This window comes from Massilia agri (assembly GCF_024753255.1).
Classification (GTDB): domain Bacteria; phylum Pseudomonadota; class Gammaproteobacteria; order Burkholderiales; family Burkholderiaceae_D; genus Telluria; species Telluria agri.
In genome coordinates, this window is record NZ_JANUHA010000007.1 from 223,700 (window position 1) to 241,506 (window position 17,807).

Sequence of the window (17,807 nt, forward strand, 5' to 3'; positions counted from 1 at the left end):
ATGTATGGCAAATACCATTTTTCTTGTCGATTTATTGGTTTAAAAAATAAATCAGGCGGTGTATTGTTGGCATACCGACACATCAATCCAAGAGTATTTGACTCTTGCGAAACATTTATCTAGTATCGATAAACACTTGTTTATAACCCAGGAACGACCGTGAGCGAGCAGCCGAAAAAAGAACAGCTGTATGAACTGATCCGCGCGAATCCCTTCATTTCGCAACAGGACCTCGCAAGCCAGTTGGGGCTTTCGCGCTCGGCCGTGGCCAACTACATCGCCACCCTGGTGCGCGAACGCCGCATCCTGGGGCGTGCCTATGTGCTGCCGGACCGCCGGCCCATCCTGTGCATCGGCGCCGCCGTGCTGGATCGTAAGCTGCGCACGCTCGACAAGCTGGCCCTCGCGACCTCGAACCCGGCCACGCAAAGCGAATCCTTCGGCGGCGTGGCCCGCAACATCGCGGAGAACCTCGCGCGCCTGGGCGCGCCCAGCGCCCTGATCACGGCGGTGGGCAACGACGCCTCCGGCCGCGCCCTCCTCGCCCAGGCCGAGGACCTCGGGATCGACACCCGCGGCACCCTGCCCCTCGACAACATCGGCAGCGGCACCTACACGGCGGTGCTGGACCGCGATGGCGAAATGGTGGTGGCATTGGCCGACATGGCCTGCAACGAACACCTGACGCCGGGCTTCATCGCCAGCCGCCAGCAGCAGCGCCTGGGCGCGGCCCTGGTGGTGGCCGACCTGAACCTTCCGCTCGAGACGGTCGACGCCCTGGTCGAGGATTCAGCCCGCGAAGGCATCCCGCTGGTGCTGGTGGCGGTGTCGGAACCGAAGATGGCGCGCCTGCCTGCCCGGCTCCCCGGCCTGCGCCTCCTGATCCTCAACGAAGGCGAGCTGGCGGTGCGCGTGGGCCGTCCGCTCGGCAGCCTGGACGCGATCGCTGGCGCCTGCGCCGAGGTGCAGCGCCAGGGCGTGCAGGACCTCATCGTCACGCGCGGCGCCGGCGGCGTGCTGTACACGAGCCCCGCCGGCCTGCAAAGCCTGGAAGCGCCGGTTGCCGAGGTGGTCGATGTCACCGGCGCCGGCGACGCCTTTGCCGCCGCCGTGTGCTGGTCGCTGCATGCGGGCGAAACCGATCTCGGTGTGGCGTGCCGCCGCGGCCTGCAGCTGTCCGCCATGACGGTGGCCTGCGCGCAGACCGTCTGCCTCGACATCGAACCCGGCCTGCTCGACGGGCCCGTGAACCAACTCAACGAAACCGTACTGGACTAAGCATGCAATCCTTCCTCCTGTTCTCGCCCGAAGTGGCGGCCGCGCGCGCCAGCGGCAAGCCTGTCGTGGCGCTGGAATCGACCATCATCTCGCACGGCATGCCCTACCCGCAGAACGTGCAGACCGCGCGCGAAGTGGAGAAAATCATCCGCGACGCCGGCGCCGTGCCGGCCACCATCGCCATCATTGGCGGCAAGATCTGCGTCGGCCTCTCCGACGAGCAGCTGGAACTGCTCGGTTCTTCCCCCGACGCGATGAAGGTCAGCCGCCGCGACCTGGCCTATGTGCTCTCCACCGGCAAGCTGGGCGCGACGACGGTCGCCGCCACCATGATCTGCGCCCGGCTGGCCGGCATCGAGGTCTTCGTCACCGGCGGCATCGGCGGCGTGCACCGCGGCGCCGAGACCAGCTTCGACATCTCGGCCGACCTGCAGGAACTCGCGCACACCAGCGTGGCGGTGGTCTGCGCCGGCGTGAAGTCCATCCTCGACATCGGCCTCACCCTCGAATACCTGGAAACCCATGGCGTGCCGGTGCTGAGCGTCGGCCGGCCGGGCTTCCCCGCCTTCTTCACGCGCGAATCCGGCTTCAAGGCCGACTTCCAGCTCGACACGCCCGAAGAACAGGCGTCCTTCATCCGCACCAAGTGGCAGCTGGGCCTTGCGGGCGGCGTGGTGGTCAGCAATCCGGTGCCGGCGGAATCCGCGATGCCGGCCGCGGAAATCGATGCGATCATCGGGCAGGCCCTGGGCGAAGCGGAAAGCCAGGGCGTGAAAGGAAAGGCGGTCACGCCCTTCCTGCTGGCCCGCATCAAGGAACTCACGGGGGGCCGCAGCCTGGCGACCAATATCGCACTGGTCAAGCACAACGCCGTGGTCGGCGCGCGGCTGGCCGTGGCCCTGAACGCGTAAGCAACCTCGCACGAGCGCCATGTCGATCGACCTGAAACAGTTGCGCTACTTTCTCGCGGTAGCGGAAGAAAAAAGCTTCTCGCGCGCGGCCGAGCGCCTGCACATCTCGCAGCCGCCGCTGAGCCAGCAGATCATGAAGCTGGAAAGCGAACTCGGGGTGCGCCTGTTCACCCGCACCACGCGCAGCTTCGAGCTGACGGTGGCCGGCAAGGCGCTGATGGTGGAGGCGGCCGAGCTGCTGGCCAAGATGCGCATGACGATCGACACCATCCGCCAGATCGACCGCGGCGAAGTGGGACGGCTGCGCGTGGGCATCGTCGGCTCCGCGATGTGGGGGCCGATCCCGGGCCTGCTGGAGCAGTTCCAGAGCCAGTACCCGCGCGTGACCTGGACCATCCACGAGTTGGGCCCCAACGACCAGTGGGAAGCGCTGCGCGCGCGCCAGATCGACGTCGGCTTCTGGCGCGAACCGAAGATCGAGGCGGACGTGCTGAAGCAGGCGAACATGCGCCAGGACCTGTGCTTCCGCGAGAACGTGTGTGTGGCGATCAGCGAGAAACACCCGCTGGCCCGCGAGGCGTCCATCGAACTGGCCGACATCGCGAACGAGCCGATGCTGACCTTGCACCTGGACCAGTCGGCCGAGCCGCGCTACCTGATCCAGTGCTGCGTGAACGCGGGCTTCCAGCCGACCATCTTCCAGGAAGCGGCCGAGCCCCAGACCCTGCTCGCCATGGTCGGCGCCGGCCTGGGGGTGGCCCTGCTGCCCGAGACCACCAGCCGCATCGGCTGGCCCGGCGTGCGCTTCCTCCCGGTGAAGACCAATCCGCCTTCGGCCAACCTGTACATCAGCTATCCGCTGCTGGACGACGCGCCGGTGGTGCGCGCCTTCCTGAACATCCTGTTTCCCGACAAGGCCACTACCGCCGCTTGATCTCCACCGCCACCGTACTGAGCGAGGCGATCTGGTGGCGGCGCTCGCCCGGACGGGTCAGCACCCGCATGGTCACTTCCATCGGCACGCCGATCCGGGCCAGTTCGGTCGCGGCGCGCGGCCGCCCCTCGCTGGCGGCCTCGTGGATGGCGGCATCGATGAGCAAGGCGGTCTTGTAGTCGTTTCGTCGGTCCATATGACAATCGTAACATTGTCGCCACTACAACAGGCCTTTGGAAAAATTGATTGATAAAAGTGTGTCGATTTAACTTCTTGCAAGACACACATTTTCTTTATTCTGCGTTACTTCGCGCACCGTCCGCATGCATGAGCTGGTGCAAACTCTTGTCAAAACATGAATAACCAGACCCACCTTGACAAGGAGCACATCATGAAAACCACCGCTACCCTCTCCGCCCTGATGCTGGCTGTTGCCGTGATGGCCACCGGCTGCAAGAAAGCCGACGACAACCCGAACATGGGCCCTGCCCAGGAAGCCGGCGCCGCCGTCGACGCAGCAGCTGCCAATGCTGCCCAGGAAACCCGCGAAGCCGCGCAGAACGTGGAGAACGCAACCGAGAACGCCGCCGCGCGCGTCGATGCCGCTGCCGACCGCGCAGGCGAGAACATCGAGCAAGCCGCCGACAAGGCCGGCGAGAACATGCGCGAAGCCGGCGCCGAGATCAAGCAGGAATCGAAAGAAGCCGCTGCCGAAGTCAAGGCCGCTTCGGACAAGGTCGGCGACAAGACCGGCGCCGCCCTGGAGCGCGCCGGCGAGAAGCTGCAAGAGAAGCGTTAATCGCTTGCAGTGGAGCCCTGCTCCGCTTGCCTCATCGCCACGCGGGCGCCGCGCACACCTAGTGTGTCGCGCCGCCCGCGTGCGCCTCGTCGCGCTCCACGCGCACGGCGGTTTCGACCGCGATCCTGATCCCCGCAACGATCTCTTCCAGCGCCATCGACGGCGGCGTTTCCAGCCTGCCCTCGGCCTGCTCGGGCAAGAACGGCACGTGGATGAAGCCCGCCTTCATAGTGCGCCCGCTCGCGGCCGCATGGTGCATCAGGCCGTAGAACACGTGGTTGCACACGAAGGTGCCCGCCGTCTGCGACACACCCGCCCGCAATCCCTGTTTCCGCATCGCCGCCACCATGGCCTTGATCGGCAGGGTCGTGAAATAGGCCGCCGGTCCGTCGTCGTGGATGGGCTGGTCCACCGGCTGCCGGCCGGCATTGTCGAGGATGGACGCGTCGTCCACATTGATCGCCACCCGCTCGGCCGAGATCTCCGCCCGGCCGCCTGCCTGGCCGACGGCGATCACCACGTCGGGATGCAGGGCATCGACCATGCCGGCCAGCGCCCTGTTGGCTTCTCCGAACACGCAGGGCAGCTGGCGCACCTCGACGCGGAAATCCTCGCCGCTCCAGCCCTCCAGCGCACGGACGGCTTCCCACGCCGGGTTCACGGTGGCCCCGTTGAAGGGTTCGAAGCCGGTCAGTAAAACGGTCTTGATCATCACTGGTTCATCAAAAAGTAGAGCAGGAAGACGTTCGCACCCAGCAGCGGCAGCGCGGTCGGGACCTGGGCGCGGATCACCGCGTTCTTGTCCGGCAGCTCGAGCAGCGCGGCCGGCACGATATTGAAGTTGGCCGCCATCGGCGTCATCAATGTACCGCAATAAGCGCTGAACATGCCGATCGCCGCCATCACGGCGGGATTCGCGCCATAGACGCCGACCAGCACCGGTATGCCGACGCCGCCCGCCATCACCGGAAAGGCGGCGAAGCCGTTGCCCATCACGATGGTGAACAGCGCCATGCCGACGCAGAAGACCAGCACCGCGATGAAGCGCGAATCCATATTGATCCAGGACGTCGTCAGGTGGGCCACCGCCTTGCCCACGCCCACCTCGGTGAATAGCAGGCCGAGCACCGCCAGCATGTGCGGCAGCACCACGGCCCAGCTCATCGCATCGACCAGGCGGCGCGCCTCGCGCATGCTCTGCAGGGGCGTCGAGCGGGTCAGCCAGCAGGCCGCCGCCACCGCTACGACGGACGCGCAACCCAGGCTCACCAGGGTCAGGTGCTTGTCCTCCAGCAGCGGCAGGCCGCCCAGCCGGACATCCTTGAACACGGTCGCGCCCAGCATGGTCACGAGGGGCAGCAGCAGCGCGGGGATGAAGAGGCGGTTGCCGAGGCGTTCGCTACTGGCGCGGCGCTCGGCCTCCGGCGGCAGCCGGGCCTTGCCGGCAGCGACACCCTTGAAGCCGGCAACCAGCGCCATCACGATCATCAGCGCGCCGGCGATCGCCGGGGGCAGCCGTTCGCCCGCCAGGTAAAGCAGCGCGTACAGGCCCCAGAACAGCGCGGACGTAGAACGGCGCGGATTGCTGTGGTCTCGCAGGTTCATCACGGCGACGAAGGCGAACAGCAGGCCGACCAGCAGGTAGAAGTGGTCAAGGGTGATCATGCCTTTGCCACCTCGCGCAGGATGTGCGCATCCAGGCGCCGCAGGTTCCAGGCATGGATGATGAAGGCGCAGATCGCCGTCGGGATGCCCCACAGCGCCATGTGCAGCGGATTCACGGCGATGCCCTCGGCCTGCAGGATGGTCTGCATCAGCACGATGGCCCCGAAGGCGACAAAGATGTCTTCGCCGAAGAACAGGCCGACATTGTCGGTGGCGGCGGCCATGGCGCGGATGCGGTGGCGCACCTTCCCGGGCAGGCTGCCGTGCTGGGCCTCGGCCGCGGCTTCGGCCATCGGCGCGACCAGCGGGCGCACCATCGAGGCCTGGCCGCCCAGGCTGGTCAGGCCCGCGGCGGCCGAGGTCTCGCGGGCGAACAGGTAGACGATCAGGAGGCGTCCCGCGGTCGCCGAACGGACTTTCGCGATCGCCGTCTGCGCGCGCTCGCGCAGGCCGAAGCGCTCCAGCAGGCCGATGGCGGCCAGCGGCAGCAGCAGGATCAGCGGCAGGTTGCGGGTCTTGACAAAGGCAGTGCCGAGCGACTCGAGGATCGCGACCACCGGCATGGCGGCGGCCAGCCCGGTGACGCCGCAGGCCGCGATGACCACCAGCACCGGATTGACACGCAGGAGGAAGCCAAGGACGACGACCGCGACACCCAGCAGCGGCCACAGATTGACAGCAGATTGCATGAACTCTCCGGCTCGGATTGGAAGCCGGAGAAGTCTACTCCAAGTTCATCGGGTCACGGCTCAGCCCGGACGGACCGGATTGAAGGCGCCCTCGCCCACCACCGTATTCCACTGGCGCACGTGGAAGGCGCGCACCAGGCCGTGGGTGACGTAGGGATCCCGGGCGGCAAACAGCTGCACCGGCTCGGGCGTGTCGCAGCTGAACATCAGCACCGCATGGTCGCTCGGCTCCATCAGGGCGCCGGCGATCACCAGTTCTCCGCGCTCCTGCGCTTCCCAGGCCAGCTTCAGGTGTTCGTCGCGGAATTCGCCGCGGCGTTCCAGGTAGTCGGGGGCGAGGTCATACATGAGCAGGTAGTGCACGAAGGTCTCCGGTTGGATGGCGCGAACGTCGATGGTAACCGATGGCGCGCAAGCGTGCGTTTCCGTCTTCAGCCCTATGTCACACTCGTGCCGACCACCACCCTTGCCAGGAGACCCGCCATGCAAAAGACCACCGTCGCCGGCCATTCGCTGCATTCGATCCTGATGGCCGCCCCCGCCGTCCTCATTCCTTTCGGCTTCATCCTCGACGCCCTGCACAGCGCCACCGGCGACGAAGACTATGCCAAGGCGTCCTACCTGAGCATGGCCGGCGGCATCGCCGGCGGCCTGGTGGCCAGCGTGGCCGGGGCCGTGGACTACGCCGCCGAGAAGCCGCAGGGCGACACGAAGCACGATGGCCAGCTGCACGCCGCCCTCACCGGCGCCGCCATGCTGGCCGGCGCGGCCAACCTGATCCTGCGCCGCGAAGGCCGCCATGACAGCGGCGGCTCGCTCGCCCTGTCGGCCATCGCCGCCGCCGGCACCCTGGCCTCGAGCTGGTTCGGCATGCGCATGGGCGACGGCCAGCACGCCCAGGTCGGCATGGGCGCCGAGAACGCGCAGCAGGACGTGCGCATCGACCACACGGCGCTGGACGTCGAGCAGTACGTCGCGGCCGGGCCGTCGACGACCCTGCATCCGCCGCAGTGAACGCCCCGGGGCCCGCACGGCCCCGCTCGCCACTGTTGCGATAAAGCAACTAAATTGCCACGTTTTCGCCTTCCTGAGCACTGAGCGAAGTGCCGCACAGAACAAAGCTGAGCGGCAGGCGTAGACTGGCATCATGGACACATCGAAAAAAATGGCGGCGGGGATCACGGGTTTTGCGAGCTTCTTGTGGCTCACCCTGACGGCCGCCGTCGCGGCCAACCAGCGCCGCCTCGTGTTCAACCCCTGCATCAAGCCCGAAGTCGAAAGCCCGCGCAGCAGCGGGCACCGCACCCGCCCCATCGTCCTGCGCGCCAAGGATGGCACCCGGCTCTCCGGCTGGTTGCTCACGCCCCTGGTGCCGGGTCCCCGTCCCGCCGTGATGTATTTCGGCGGCCGCTCCGAGGAAGTGTCCTGGGTCGCGCGCGACGCCGGCAAGCTCTTCCCCGGCATGACGGTGCTGGCCATGAACTACCGCGGCTACGGCCAGTCGCACGGCGTGCCGGCCGAGATCCACATGATCGACGACGGCTGCCACCTGTTCGACTGGCTCGCCGCCCTCGGCCAGGTGGATGCCTCGCGCATCGCGGTGGTCGGCCGCAGCCTGGGTTCGGGCGTCGCCGTCCAGGTGGCCAAGGAGCGTCCGGTGCACTCGGTGGTGCTGATCACGCCGTACGATTCCATCCTGGCGATCGCCAAGCGGCGCTTCCGCGTGATGCCGATCGAGTACATGCTGCGCCACCGCTTCGAGTCGATCAAATACGCACCCTCGCTCAAGGCCCCGACCTATGTGCTGCGCGCGCTTGAGGACGACGTGGTGCCGCATTCGCACACCGACCAACTGGTCGGCAAGCTCGCCACCCTGGTCGGCGACGACACGGTGCCGAACTCGGACCACATGAACATCCCCTACCTGGAAGCGACCCAGGCGCTGATCGCCAGCTTCCTCACGAAGCAGTTCAGGAAGCCGGCGACGACGCCGCAACTGCCGCCGGGCGAAGCCCCGGCCCTGCAGGCGGAAGTGGGCCCTGAACTCGGTCCCGCTCCCGCACCGGAAGCCGCCGTCAAGACGGCCACCGCCCCGCTCGGCGCAAATACGATGACGGCTATTGCGAAATAATTGCTGAAAATTGTCAGCAGTTATATTTCCTTAGAATAAATTGCCAAGTAAAATCGTATTTGTCATCAATATGTCGCTTGATGCATATTTGACAGGTTGCGCTGCGCAGGTCCGGAACGTCTCTTTGCGCAGTAACGTGGCCTGATTCGCCCGCCCCGATGTTGTTGGCGAGCGACAATGCATCATGCGCTGTCCGAGAGAATCAACACCGCGTTACAAATCGACACCCCGCGCACGCCGTGCGGCTGACACAATGCGCTACGCATTGCCCAGCTCCCTTGTGCGTGGACGATGCAGCTTGCGCTGCCCGTTCCAGGCTCATGCTTGCGACGGGTACAATATCGAAATTCCAGGAGCCTCATTCATGAAACTTAAGCAACTCAGCATGACCATCGCGGCGCTCGTCGTCGCCGGCAGTGCGGCAGCGGCGCCAGGCGCGCCCAAGCTCGGCATGGTCTACGATGCGGGCGGCAAGTTCGACAAATCGTTCAACCAGTCGGCCTTCGAGGGCCTGCAGCGCTTCTCGAAAGAGACCGGCATCAAGGTCTTCGAGGCGCAAGCCAGCAGCGACACCCAGGCCGAACAGGTCATGCGCGGCCTCGCCCGCAAGAAGCTGGACCTGATCGCCGCCATCGGTTTCTCGCAGACCCAGGCGGTCCAGAAGGTCGCGAAGGAATTCCCGAACGTGCGCTTCGTGCTGATCGACAGCATCGCGCAGGGTAACAACATCAACTCGGTGATGTTCAAGGAGCAGGAAGGTTCCTACCTGGTCGGCGTCGCCGCCGCCATGGCCTCGAAATCGAAGAAGCTTGGTTTTGTGGGCGGCATGGACATCCCCCTGATCCGCGCCTTCGCCTGCGGCTACGCGCAAGGCGCCAAGGCCCAGTATCCGAAGTCGGAAATCATCCAGAACATGGTCGGCACCACCGCCGCGGCCTGGAACGACCCGGCCAAGGGCGGCGAACTGGCGCGCGCGCAGTTCGACCGCGGCGTCGACGTGGTCTTCGCCGTGGCCGGCGGCAGCGGCATGGGCACGCTGCAGATGGCCAAGGAAAAAGGCAAGCTGGCGATCGGCGTCGACTCGAACCAGAACTACCTGCACCCGGGCACCATGCTGACCTCGATGGTCAAGCGCGTGGACGTCGCCGTCTACGATTCGTTCATGGCCATGAAGAACGGCACCTGGAAGGGTGGCGTCACCTACAAGGGCCTGAAGGAAGGCGGCGTGGACTGGGTCCTGGACAAGGACAACCGCAAGGTCGTCACGCCGGAGATCGAGAAGCGCGTGAACGCCGTGCGCACCGACATCATCAACGGCAAGATCAAGGTCATCGACTACCGCGCCGCGAGCAGCTGCCCGGTCTGATTTTCCATTCCCCATTCCGAAGCGCGCCGCGCCGGTTCATTCCGGTCCGGCGCGCTTTTGAATACAGCCCATCCCTTTTTAATTACTGATCGCAATGCAGCCAGCCGTAGAATTTCGCAACATTAGCAAGGCCTTCGGGGCCGTGCAGGCGAACGCTGACGTCAGCTTCTCGATCGCCAAAGGCTCGATCCACGGTGTGATCGGCGAGAATGGCGCGGGCAAGTCCACCCTCATGAGCATCCTGTACGGCTACTACAATGCCGACAGCGGCCAGCTCCTGATCAATGGGGAGGAACGCCAGATCCGCACCTCGCTCGAGGCGATTTCCATGGGCATCGGCATGGTGCACCAGCACTTCATGCTGGTCGAGAACATGACCGTGCTCGACAACGTCATGCTCGGCACCGAGGGCGGATTCAAGCTGGCTGCCAAGCGCAAGGAAACCGAGGAGAAGCTGCGCGAGATCTGCGCCAAGTACCGCCTCGACGTCGACCCGCTGGCCACCATCCACGACCTGTCGGTAGGCGCCCAGCAGCGCGTCGAGATCCTCAAGCAGATCTACCGCAGCGCCGAGATCCTGATCCTGGACGAGCCGACCGCCGTCCTCACCGCCCAGGAAACCGCCTCGCTGTTCGAGATCCTGCGGCTGTTCAAGGAACAGGGCAAGACCATCATCCTGATCACCCACAAGCTGGGCGAGATCATGGAGATCACCGACCAGGTGACCGTGATGCGCGCGGGCCGCGTGGCCGGAGCCGTCGCAACCCGCGACACCTCGAAAGAGCAGCTGGCCAATATGATGGTCGGCCGTCCGATCGAAGGCAACCTGCCACGCAAGCCCTTCAGTCCGGGCGCGCCGGTGCTCAAGGTGTCAGGCCTGCAGCTGCAGGACAAGCAGGGCGTCAAGCTCCTGTCCGACATCGACCTCACGGTGCGTGCCGGCGAGATCGTGGCGATTGCCGGCGTGTCGGGCAATGGCCAGAGCGAGCTGATGGAGATCCTGTCCGGCATGCGCCTGCCCTCTTCCGGCAAGGTCGAATTCCTCGGCGAGGAACTGCCCTATGCACGCCGCTCGAACGCCGACGGCCTGCCCGCCGAATTCCGGGAACGCGGCATCGGCCACGTGCCGGAAGACCGGCTGCGCGACGGCGTCATCAAGGATTTCACGGTGATGCAGAACACCGTGTTCGGCTACCAGGACCGCGTCAAGAACAAGGCCGGCCTGTTCGACTTCAAGGCCATCGCCGATCGCTGCGCCCATCTGCTCGAGGCCTTCGATGTGCGTCCCAAGAATCCGGACCTGCGCATCGGCCTGCTCTCGGGCGGTAACCAGCAGAAGGTCGTGATCGCACGCGAAGTGTCGGCCGCCCCGAAGCTGATGCTGGTCGGCCAGCCGACCCGCGGGGTCGACATCGGCACCATCGAGAGCATCCACACCCAGCTGCTGCGCCTGCGCGACGAAGGCGTGGCCATCCTGCTGGTGTCGACCGAGCTGGAAGAAGTGCGCGCCCTGGCCGACCGCATCGTGGTGGTCTCCGGCGGCCGCGTCACCGGTGAACTGAACATCGACGAATTCGACACCACCCGCATCGGCCTGCTGATGGGTGGGATGCACAAGCACTGACATGAAGACTACTGAACTCCCCCGCTGGGCATCCGGCTTCGTCCTGCCCGTCCTGAACCTGCTCTCGGCCTTGCTCGTCGCCGCCCTGGTGATCCACCTGCTGGGCGAAAGCCCGGTGGAATCGCTGCAGATCCTGATCAACAGCGCCGTCATCAATCCGGAAGGCCTGAGCTACACGCTGTTCTACGCCTCGACCTTCATCTTCACCGGCCTCGCCGTCTCGGTGGCCATGAAGGCGGGCCTCTTCAACATCGGCGCCGAAGGCCAGATGTACCTCGGCGGCCTGGGGCTGACCCTGGCCATGCTCGCTTTTGATGCGACGCTCTCGCCCTGGCTGTTGATTCCGCTCGCGATGGTGGCCAGCGCCGTCTTCGGCGCCGGCTGGGCCTTCCTGCCGGGCTACCTGCAGGCCAAGCGCGGCAGCCACGTGGTGGTCACGACCATCATGTTCAACTTCATCGCCGCGAACCTGATGAACTGGCTGATCGTCGGCTTCCTGATTCCCGAAGGCGACCAGAATCCGGCCAGCCGTACCTTCAGCGAAGCGGCCGCGATGCCGCGCCTGGTGGACTGGTTCCCGGCCCTGGGCGACACCCCGCTCAACATCTCCTTCCTGTTCGCGATCATCGCCCTGGTGATCTACGGCGTCGTGATGTCGCGCTCCTCCTGGGGCTACAAGCTGCAGGCCACGGGCCTGAACCAGCATGCGGCCCACTACGCCGGCGTGCGCATCAGCCGCATGATCATTGTCGCGATGCTGATCTCGGGTGCCCTCGCGGGCCTGGCCGCCGTGAACTCGATCATGGGTTCGACCCACTACCTGAGCCTGAACTTCCCGGCCGGCGCCGGCTTCATCGGCATCGCGATCGCGCTGATGGGCCGCCAGAACCCGGTGGGCATCTTCCTGTCCGCGGTGCTGTTCGGCGCGCTGATCCAGGGCGGCTTCGACCTGTCGCTGGAAAAACCGAACATCCCGCAGGAGACCTTCATTTTCATTCAGGGCCTGATCATCCTGTTCTGCGGCGCCATGGAAAACATGTATGGGCCGGCAGTCCTGAAACTGATCAACGCCAGCAAAAGCGCACGCAAGGGTTAAGCCATGGAAGACTTCCAGTTCGCCAGCATCATCGTCTCCACCATCCGCAACGCCCCGGTCCTGATCTTCGCGGCCATGGCCGGCCTGTTCGCCGAACGCAGCGGCGTGGTCGACATCGGCCTCGAGGGCAAGATCCTCGCCTCGGCCTTCGTGTCGGCCGGCGTCGCCTACACCTACCAGGACCCGTGGATCGGCATCGCCGCCGGCATCCTCGTGTCCATGGCCCTCGCCCTGGTGCAGGCCTTCGTCTCGATCACCCAGAAGGGCAACCAGCTGGTCGCGGGCATCGCGATCAACATCGCCATGAGCGGCCTGACCTTCGTGGTGGCGCAGTACTTCTTCCAGCAGGGCGGCCGCACGCCCGACCTGGGCGAAGCGCGCCTGACCGATGTGGTCCTGCCGGGCACCGCGGCGGTCGCGGACATTCCCTTCATCGGCTGGCTGTACGGCCACCTGATCGGCGGCCACTCGGTGCTGGTCTACCTCGCCTTCCTGCTGCTGCCGGTCGTGCACTGGGTCCTGTTCCACAGCCGCTTCGGCCTGCGCCTGCGCGCCTGCGGCGAGAACCCCCATGCGGCCGATGCGGCCGGCGTGTCGGTGCAGCGCACCCGCTACACCGCCATGCTGATCGCCGGCGTGCTGTGCTCCTTCTCGGGCGCCTACCTGTCGGTCGTCCAGAGCGGCTTCTTCCTGCGCGACATGTCGGCCGGCGCCGGCTACCTGGCGCTGACCGCCCTGGTCTTCGGCAACTGGCGTCCGGTGCACACCGTGCTGGGCTGCCTGATGTTCGCCTTCTTCCAGGCGGTGCAGATCCAGATCGAAGGCGTCGACCTGCCGGTCGTGGGCCGCATCCCGGGCTCGCTGATCCAGATGATTCCGTATGTGGTGACCGTGGTCGTGCTGGCGGGCCTGATGGCCAAGTCGGTGGCGCCGAAGGCGCTGGGCAAGCCCTTCGTGAAATCGCGCTGATTGTTTCCCCTCACAAAGCAAATGGCCTGCATTTCTGCAGGCCATTTTTTTTGCCCCAAGCCACCGACTATTGCACAATTTGTGAGCAAATGTGACGACCGTAAGCGTTTGTAATGATGGTCAACAGGCATCGACACCACCCCGTTGAAGAGCCAGGTGACACGATAACGTACGCCAGAAACTGACCAGAAAGGATTCATCACATGAAGCACATTGCTACCCTGATCCTCGCCCTGTCCGCCGCGTCGGCATTCGCCCAGACCACCACCCCGGCAACGCCCGCTACCCCGGCAACGCCAGCAAGCCCGGCCACCTCGGCAACCCCGACCAGCCCGGTCCCGCCGGTAACCGATACCACGACAACCGCCGCCACCCCGGACACCTCGACCACCAGCGGCGGCACCGGCGCCACGTCGGCAACCGCGGCGTCACCGGCAACCCCGGCCACCGCGGCCACCCCGGCAACTCCGGCCAGCGCCGCCGACAAGACCGACACCAAGCAGGCCAAGAAGGACAAGAAGTCGGCGCACAAGGACAGCAAGGACAGCGGCAAGTAAGCAGCAGATGAGCCGTCCTGCCGGGTGAACGCCCGGCTTACATCAGCGCCGGGTCGACGGTTTCCCCTCCGTTGGCCCGGCGGCTTGAGCGCTTGAAGGTCCACATCACGCCCACCCCACCCGATACGCCGCTGTCCTTCACATGCAGCGGGCTGTCGCGGTTCGCCGCTCCCTTGAAACTCTCGTAGCGCACATAGCCGAACAGGCGCACATCCTCGTTGATGCGGCGCGAGCCGAACAGGCCCAGGCGCGTCGCGATCAGGCCCGATTCCGCCGTGTAGGCCGCCCGCGTCGCGGTCGCATACTGCGGCGCCACTTCGTAGAAATGGCGGTTGATGCGGCGGTCTCCCAGCACCACCGACAGGTTCGTCTCGAGCGTCCACACGCCGCGCTCGCCCGCCATCTCGTAGGCCAGGCGCGGCTCGAAGGTAGTGCCGCGCACATGCAGGCCGCTCCTCGCTTCGATCACCGCGCGCAGGGGCAGCTCGGCGCGGATGCGGCGATTGTTCCCCAGGTCCGCCAGGCGCAGCTTCAGGCGCGGGCCGAATTCCAGCAGGGGTCCCAGGTCCGGCATGCCGGCGCGCTCGTCGACGTCGTCCGAATCCGAGGGCAAGGCGCCGGCGAAGCCGATGTCGAATTCCGCCCGGTCCGAACTGAACAGGCGCGCATTGATGCCGGAACGGTCGGCGCGCAGGATCTTGCCGCGGTAGACGATGTTCGGGAAGGCCAGCACGCGGTTTTCGCGTTCGTCCGCGCCGGGATAGGATGGCGTCGAGAGGCCGGCGGCGCCGAGGCCGAATTCCCATAGCGGGAGATTGGCTTCGGGATTACTTTGGGCGTGGGCGGCGGCAGATAGAAGGAGGCAGGCGGCGCAGGCGGCCTTGATGAGAGTGGTCATGGTTTTCTTGTCCGGTTCAGGTGAACGCGATTCTATGCCAAGTCCGCAGCGCCGGCGCAGAAACAAAAAACCCCGCCGAAGCGGGGTTGTCATGCGTGAGGACGGGCGATCACGCCTTGTCGGGGAAGATCGCCTGCAGGATGGCGGCCAGGTTGTAGCCGCCCTTGATCAGCTGGGTCCGGGCGATCGCCGAGCTCGGCACCGGATAGTTCTGCGGCACTTCCAGCGAGAAGGTGTAGTAGGTCTCGCCCTTCTTGCTGGTCTGCTGGGTGAGCTTGCCCGGCACTACGTCTGCATAGGCCAGCTTGGCCGCGACCAGGGCGTCGTCCGCCCACTGGTAAGGCCAGGTGATCGGGTCGCCCGATGCCTTCGCGACCTGCGGGTTGCCGGCGATGGCGACCTCGGCGAACTGGGCCGGGGTCCTGGTCTTGATGCGGCGGAAGGCGTAGTCGACGGTGGTGCTGTCCCAGTAGGAGTGGAAGGGTTTCGTGAGCGCCTTGGGCACGCCTTCGCGCACCGGAACCGGTTCGCCCGGGCCGATCAGGCCGTCGGCCAGCGCGGACACCTTGGCGTCGTCCAGCAGCAGGTTGTTGCCGCCGCGCGAATCGAAGATCGCGGTCTCGTCGACTTCCGCATGGGTCTTCGGCACCACGAACTTGCCTTCTTTTGAGACGAAGGCCGCGCCCACGTGCAGGGGCTGGTGGATGTCGCCGGCGAAGTGGGTCAGGAGGATCAGCGCCTGGCGCTTGGTGAACTTGTGCGGGTTCAGCGCGGGGTCGGTCTTCCCTTGCAGGACGGCGATGCACTGCTTCAGCGTCTGGACGATGTCCACGTCCGCCGTGCCGACGCCATGGTCATGATACTTGTGTAACTGGAACGGCACGTCGGTGTAGTGGTACGCGCTGTGCTTCGGGTTGCCGCTGACGTAGTCGACCATCTCCTGGGTCTGCGGGCCGCAATAGGTGCCCTTGACGCAGTCGGCCCAGTTGGCGATCGACTCGAGCGTTTCGCCCGGCAACAGCAAGGCCTGGATCTGCTTCTGCGCATTGCTGCCCTTGAGCAGCTTGTCGGCGATGGCGCCGACCGCCTTGTGGCCGTCACGGCCCCAGGCCGCGGCGTCGAACGATGCGAAGGCGCTCGTCAGCGCGAGCACGCATGCCAGTTTTTTCATGTAATCCCCTGGTGTGAAAAGCGTTTATTGAACCTTGATGATGCGCGCCGCTTCCGGGGCCAGGGACGCGCCCTGCCCTTCGCTGGCGCGCAGGTAGTCGGTGAAGGCGTCGAGGTCGAGCAGGCCCGTCTCGAGGCGATTGGTCCCCTTGGCGAAGTCGGGGAAGTTGTCGCCGCCCTCGGCCAGGAAGTTGTTCGCGACCACGCGGTAGGTCTTCGTGTCCTGGACCGGCTGGCCGTCCAGGGTCATGCCCAGCACGCGGCTGCCGACCGGCCTGGTGCCGTCCCAGCGGTAGCTGAAGCCCTTCGAGACCTGCAGCATCGAGCCACCCGAGGATCCTTCTTTCCACTGGTTCTCCAGGATGCGGCGGATCTGCGCGCCGGTCAGGTCCATCACCACCAGGGTGTTCCCGAAGGGGAGCACGGCCTGGGCCTGGCCGAAGGCGGCCACATTGTTCTCGCCCGCTTCGAGGTCCTTGCGGATGCCGCCTTCGTTCATGAAGCCGATGCGCGCGCCGACGTTGCGGGTGGCGGCCAGCACGGCGTCCGCGATCAAGTTGCCGAGCGGCGCTTCACCGGCCTCGTTCTGCTTGCGCAGCACCGGCGCGGCAGCCAAGCGCGCCACGGGGCGGTTCAAGGCCGCGCGGCTGCTTTCCTTCACCTTCGCAACAAAGGCCGCCATCTTCTCGTCCGCCGGATAGTCGCCGGCTTGCATGAGGACGTTCTCGACCTTGATATCGTTGGGCACGCCGGCGCCCTTCTGCACCGTCATGGCCACGCGGGTGGCGAGGTGGCCGTAGGAGGCGCCTTGCGTCACGGTGCGGCCGTCGACCGTGCACAGGTAGCCCTGGTGGGTGTGGCCCGAAATCACCAGGCGCACGGCCGGGTCGATCTTCTTCACCACATCGACGATCGGACCTTCGAGGTTGGTGCAGCCCGGCTGCAGCGGGTGGTCCTTGGTAGTGCCGCCCTGGTGCACCAGGGCCACGATCACGTCGGCGCCGTCCTTGCGCATCTGGGGAATGGCGCGGTTGATCGCTTGCGCTTCATCCTCGAAGCTCAGGCCCGCGATGCCGGAGGCCATGACCACCGAGCGGGTGTCCTGCAGCACCACGCCGACCAGGCCGACCTTGACGCCCTTGACCGTCTCGATGCGGTAGGCGGGGATGAAAGGCTTGCCGGTGGCGCTGTCGATCACGTTGCCGGCCAGGTAGGTGAACTTTGCGCCGCGATAGACCTTCGCCATCTGGCATGCCTTGGCCGGGCGCGGCGAATCGCAGCCGCCGTTCTGCTGGCGCAGCAGTTCCTTGCGGCCGGCGTCGAATTCGTGGTTGCCGACCGCGGAGACGCGCAGGTCGAGCATGTTCATGGCCTCGATGGTCGGCTCGTCGGCCCACAGCGAAGACATCGCCGGGCTGGCGCCGACCAGGTCGCCGGCGGAGACGAAGAGCAGGTCCTTGTCCTGCTTGCGCCAGGCCTGCAGCGCGGCCGCGACGGCTTCGATGCCGCCGGCGCGGATCGCCTTCTCCTTGCCGCCCTCGGCATTGACCGGGACGTAGCGGCTCGGCTCGAGGTTGCCGTGGAAGTCGTTGATGGCGACGATGTTGATGGTCACCGGGGCGGACGGCGCGGTGGCGCAACCGGCGAGGACGAGCGCCAGCGCAAGGCAGGAAAGGCGCGCCGGGGCGTGCAGGGAAACGGTCATGGAGTGTTCTCGGTT

The 17,807-nt window shown here is 66.0% G+C and carries 19 protein-coding genes; 11 read left to right on the forward strand and 8 right to left on the reverse strand.

Annotation, left to right across the window (positions count from 1 at the left end; all coding sequences use genetic code 11):
* The first annotated feature begins 159 nt into the window (after window positions 1-159).
* The 3 genes from NX780_RS12545 to NX780_RS12555 are packed head-to-tail and all read left to right on the forward strand — an operon-like array spanning window position 160 to window position 3,123.
* A complete protein-coding gene (locus NX780_RS12545; RefSeq protein ID WP_258828192.1) occupies window positions 160-1,278 on the forward strand; it encodes a carbohydrate kinase in 1,119 nt (372 codons plus the stop codon).
* 2 nt (window positions 1,279-1,280) lie between these two features.
* On the forward strand, window positions 1,281-2,189 hold the full coding sequence (locus NX780_RS12550) for a pseudouridine-5'-phosphate glycosidase (protein ID WP_258828193.1): 909 nt from the start codon (window positions 1,281-1,283) through the stop codon (window positions 2,187-2,189).
* Between the two features lie 19 nt (window positions 2,190-2,208).
* The gene (locus NX780_RS12555; protein WP_258828194.1) at window positions 2,209-3,123 is read left to right on the forward strand and encodes a LysR family transcriptional regulator; all 915 of its coding nucleotides are present in this window, start codon (window positions 2,209-2,211) and stop codon (window positions 3,121-3,123) included.
* Here the strand turns inward: NX780_RS12555 and NX780_RS12560 are convergent.
* Entirely contained in the window at window positions 3,110-3,319 is a 210-nt protein-coding gene (locus NX780_RS12560; protein WP_258828195.1) for a hypothetical protein, read from the reverse strand. The genes NX780_RS12555 and NX780_RS12560 overlap by 14 nt on opposite strands.
* A gap of 195 nt (window positions 3,320-3,514) precedes the next feature.
* Here NX780_RS12560 and NX780_RS12565 point away from each other — a divergent pair, with 195 nt between their 5' ends.
* Window positions 3,515-3,922 (forward strand): hypothetical protein, encoded by a 408-nt coding sequence (locus tag NX780_RS12565; protein ID WP_258828196.1) that lies wholly within the window; start codon window positions 3,515-3,517, stop codon window positions 3,920-3,922.
* Window positions 3,923-3,980: 58 nt separating this feature from the next.
* Here NX780_RS12565 and pcp read toward each other — a convergent pair whose 3' ends face one another.
* From pcp to NX780_RS12585, 4 genes are read right to left on the reverse strand one after another with little or no spacing between them, the layout of a single operon-like run.
* On the reverse strand, window positions 3,981-4,631 hold the full coding sequence (gene pcp, locus NX780_RS12570; protein WP_441294996.1) for a pyroglutamyl-peptidase I: 651 nt from the start codon (window positions 4,629-4,631) through the stop codon (window positions 3,981-3,983).
* A 2-nt stretch (window positions 4,632-4,633) separates the two neighbouring features.
* Window positions 4,634-5,587, reverse strand: a complete 954-nt coding sequence (locus NX780_RS12575; RefSeq protein ID WP_258828198.1) for a DUF979 domain-containing protein — start codon at window positions 5,585-5,587, stop codon at window positions 4,634-4,636.
* Window positions 5,584-6,276 carry a DUF969 domain-containing protein gene (locus NX780_RS12580; RefSeq protein WP_258828199.1) on the reverse strand — a complete coding sequence of 231 codons (693 nt, stop codon included), beginning with the start codon at window positions 6,274-6,276 and terminating at the stop codon, window positions 5,584-5,586. The genes NX780_RS12575 and NX780_RS12580 overlap by 4 nt, the downstream gene beginning before the upstream one ends.
* Window positions 6,277-6,336: 60 nt before the next feature.
* Window positions 6,337-6,639: a YciI-like protein gene (locus tag NX780_RS12585; protein ID WP_258828200.1), complete on the reverse strand. Its 303-nt coding sequence runs from the start codon at window positions 6,637-6,639 to the stop codon at window positions 6,337-6,339.
* 120 nt (window positions 6,640-6,759) lie between these two features.
* Between NX780_RS12585 and NX780_RS12590 the strand changes: the two genes are divergently transcribed.
* The 7 genes from NX780_RS12590 (at window position 6,760) to NX780_RS12620 (ending at window position 14,019) form a co-directional block, all read left to right on the forward strand.
* On the forward strand, window positions 6,760-7,290 hold the full coding sequence (locus NX780_RS12590; protein ID WP_258828201.1) for a DUF2231 domain-containing protein: 531 nt from the start codon (window positions 6,760-6,762) through the stop codon (window positions 7,288-7,290).
* A 133-nt stretch (window positions 7,291-7,423) separates the two neighbouring features.
* Window positions 7,424-8,407, forward strand: coding sequence for an alpha/beta hydrolase (locus NX780_RS12595; RefSeq protein ID WP_258828202.1), 984 nt, complete (start codon window positions 7,424-7,426; stop codon window positions 8,405-8,407).
* A gap of 364 nt (window positions 8,408-8,771) precedes the next feature.
* A complete protein-coding gene (locus NX780_RS12600) occupies window positions 8,772-9,773 on the forward strand; it encodes a BMP family lipoprotein (RefSeq protein WP_258828203.1) in 1,002 nt (333 codons plus the stop codon).
* A gap of 94 nt (window positions 9,774-9,867) precedes the next feature.
* Window positions 9,868-11,397, forward strand: a complete 1,530-nt coding sequence (locus NX780_RS12605; RefSeq protein WP_258828204.1) for an ABC transporter ATP-binding protein — start codon at window positions 9,868-9,870, stop codon at window positions 11,395-11,397.
* Between the two features lies 1 nt (window position 11,398).
* The gene (locus tag NX780_RS12610; protein WP_258828205.1) at window positions 11,399-12,493 is read left to right on the forward strand and encodes an ABC transporter permease; all 1,095 of its coding nucleotides are present in this window, start codon (window positions 11,399-11,401) and stop codon (window positions 12,491-12,493) included.
* Between the two features lie 3 nt (window positions 12,494-12,496).
* Entirely contained in the window at window positions 12,497-13,462 is a 966-nt protein-coding gene (locus tag NX780_RS12615; protein ID WP_258828206.1) for an ABC transporter permease, read from the forward strand.
* A 203-nt stretch (window positions 13,463-13,665) separates the two neighbouring features.
* Window positions 13,666-14,019, forward strand: coding sequence for a hypothetical protein (locus NX780_RS12620; protein ID WP_258828207.1), 354 nt, complete (start codon window positions 13,666-13,668; stop codon window positions 14,017-14,019).
* 37 nt (window positions 14,020-14,056) lie between these two features.
* Here NX780_RS12620 and NX780_RS12625 read toward each other — a convergent pair whose 3' ends face one another.
* The 3 genes from NX780_RS12625 to NX780_RS12635 all read right to left on the reverse strand — a co-directional run bounded on the left by NX780_RS12625 (window position 14,057) and on the right by NX780_RS12635 (window position 17,792).
* Window positions 14,057-14,917 carry a MipA/OmpV family protein gene (locus NX780_RS12625; protein WP_258828208.1) on the reverse strand — a complete coding sequence of 287 codons (861 nt, stop codon included), beginning with the start codon at window positions 14,915-14,917 and terminating at the stop codon, window positions 14,057-14,059.
* 109 nt (window positions 14,918-15,026) lie between these two features.
* The gene (locus NX780_RS12630; RefSeq protein WP_258828209.1) at window positions 15,027-16,088 is read right to left on the reverse strand and encodes a S1/P1 nuclease; all 1,062 of its coding nucleotides are present in this window, start codon (window positions 16,086-16,088) and stop codon (window positions 15,027-15,029) included.
* Window positions 16,089-16,112: 24 nt separating this feature from the next.
* A complete protein-coding gene (locus NX780_RS12635) occupies window positions 16,113-17,792 on the reverse strand; it encodes a bifunctional metallophosphatase/5'-nucleotidase (protein WP_258828210.1) in 1,680 nt (559 codons plus the stop codon).
* Between the last annotated feature and the right edge of the window lie 15 nt (window positions 17,793-17,807).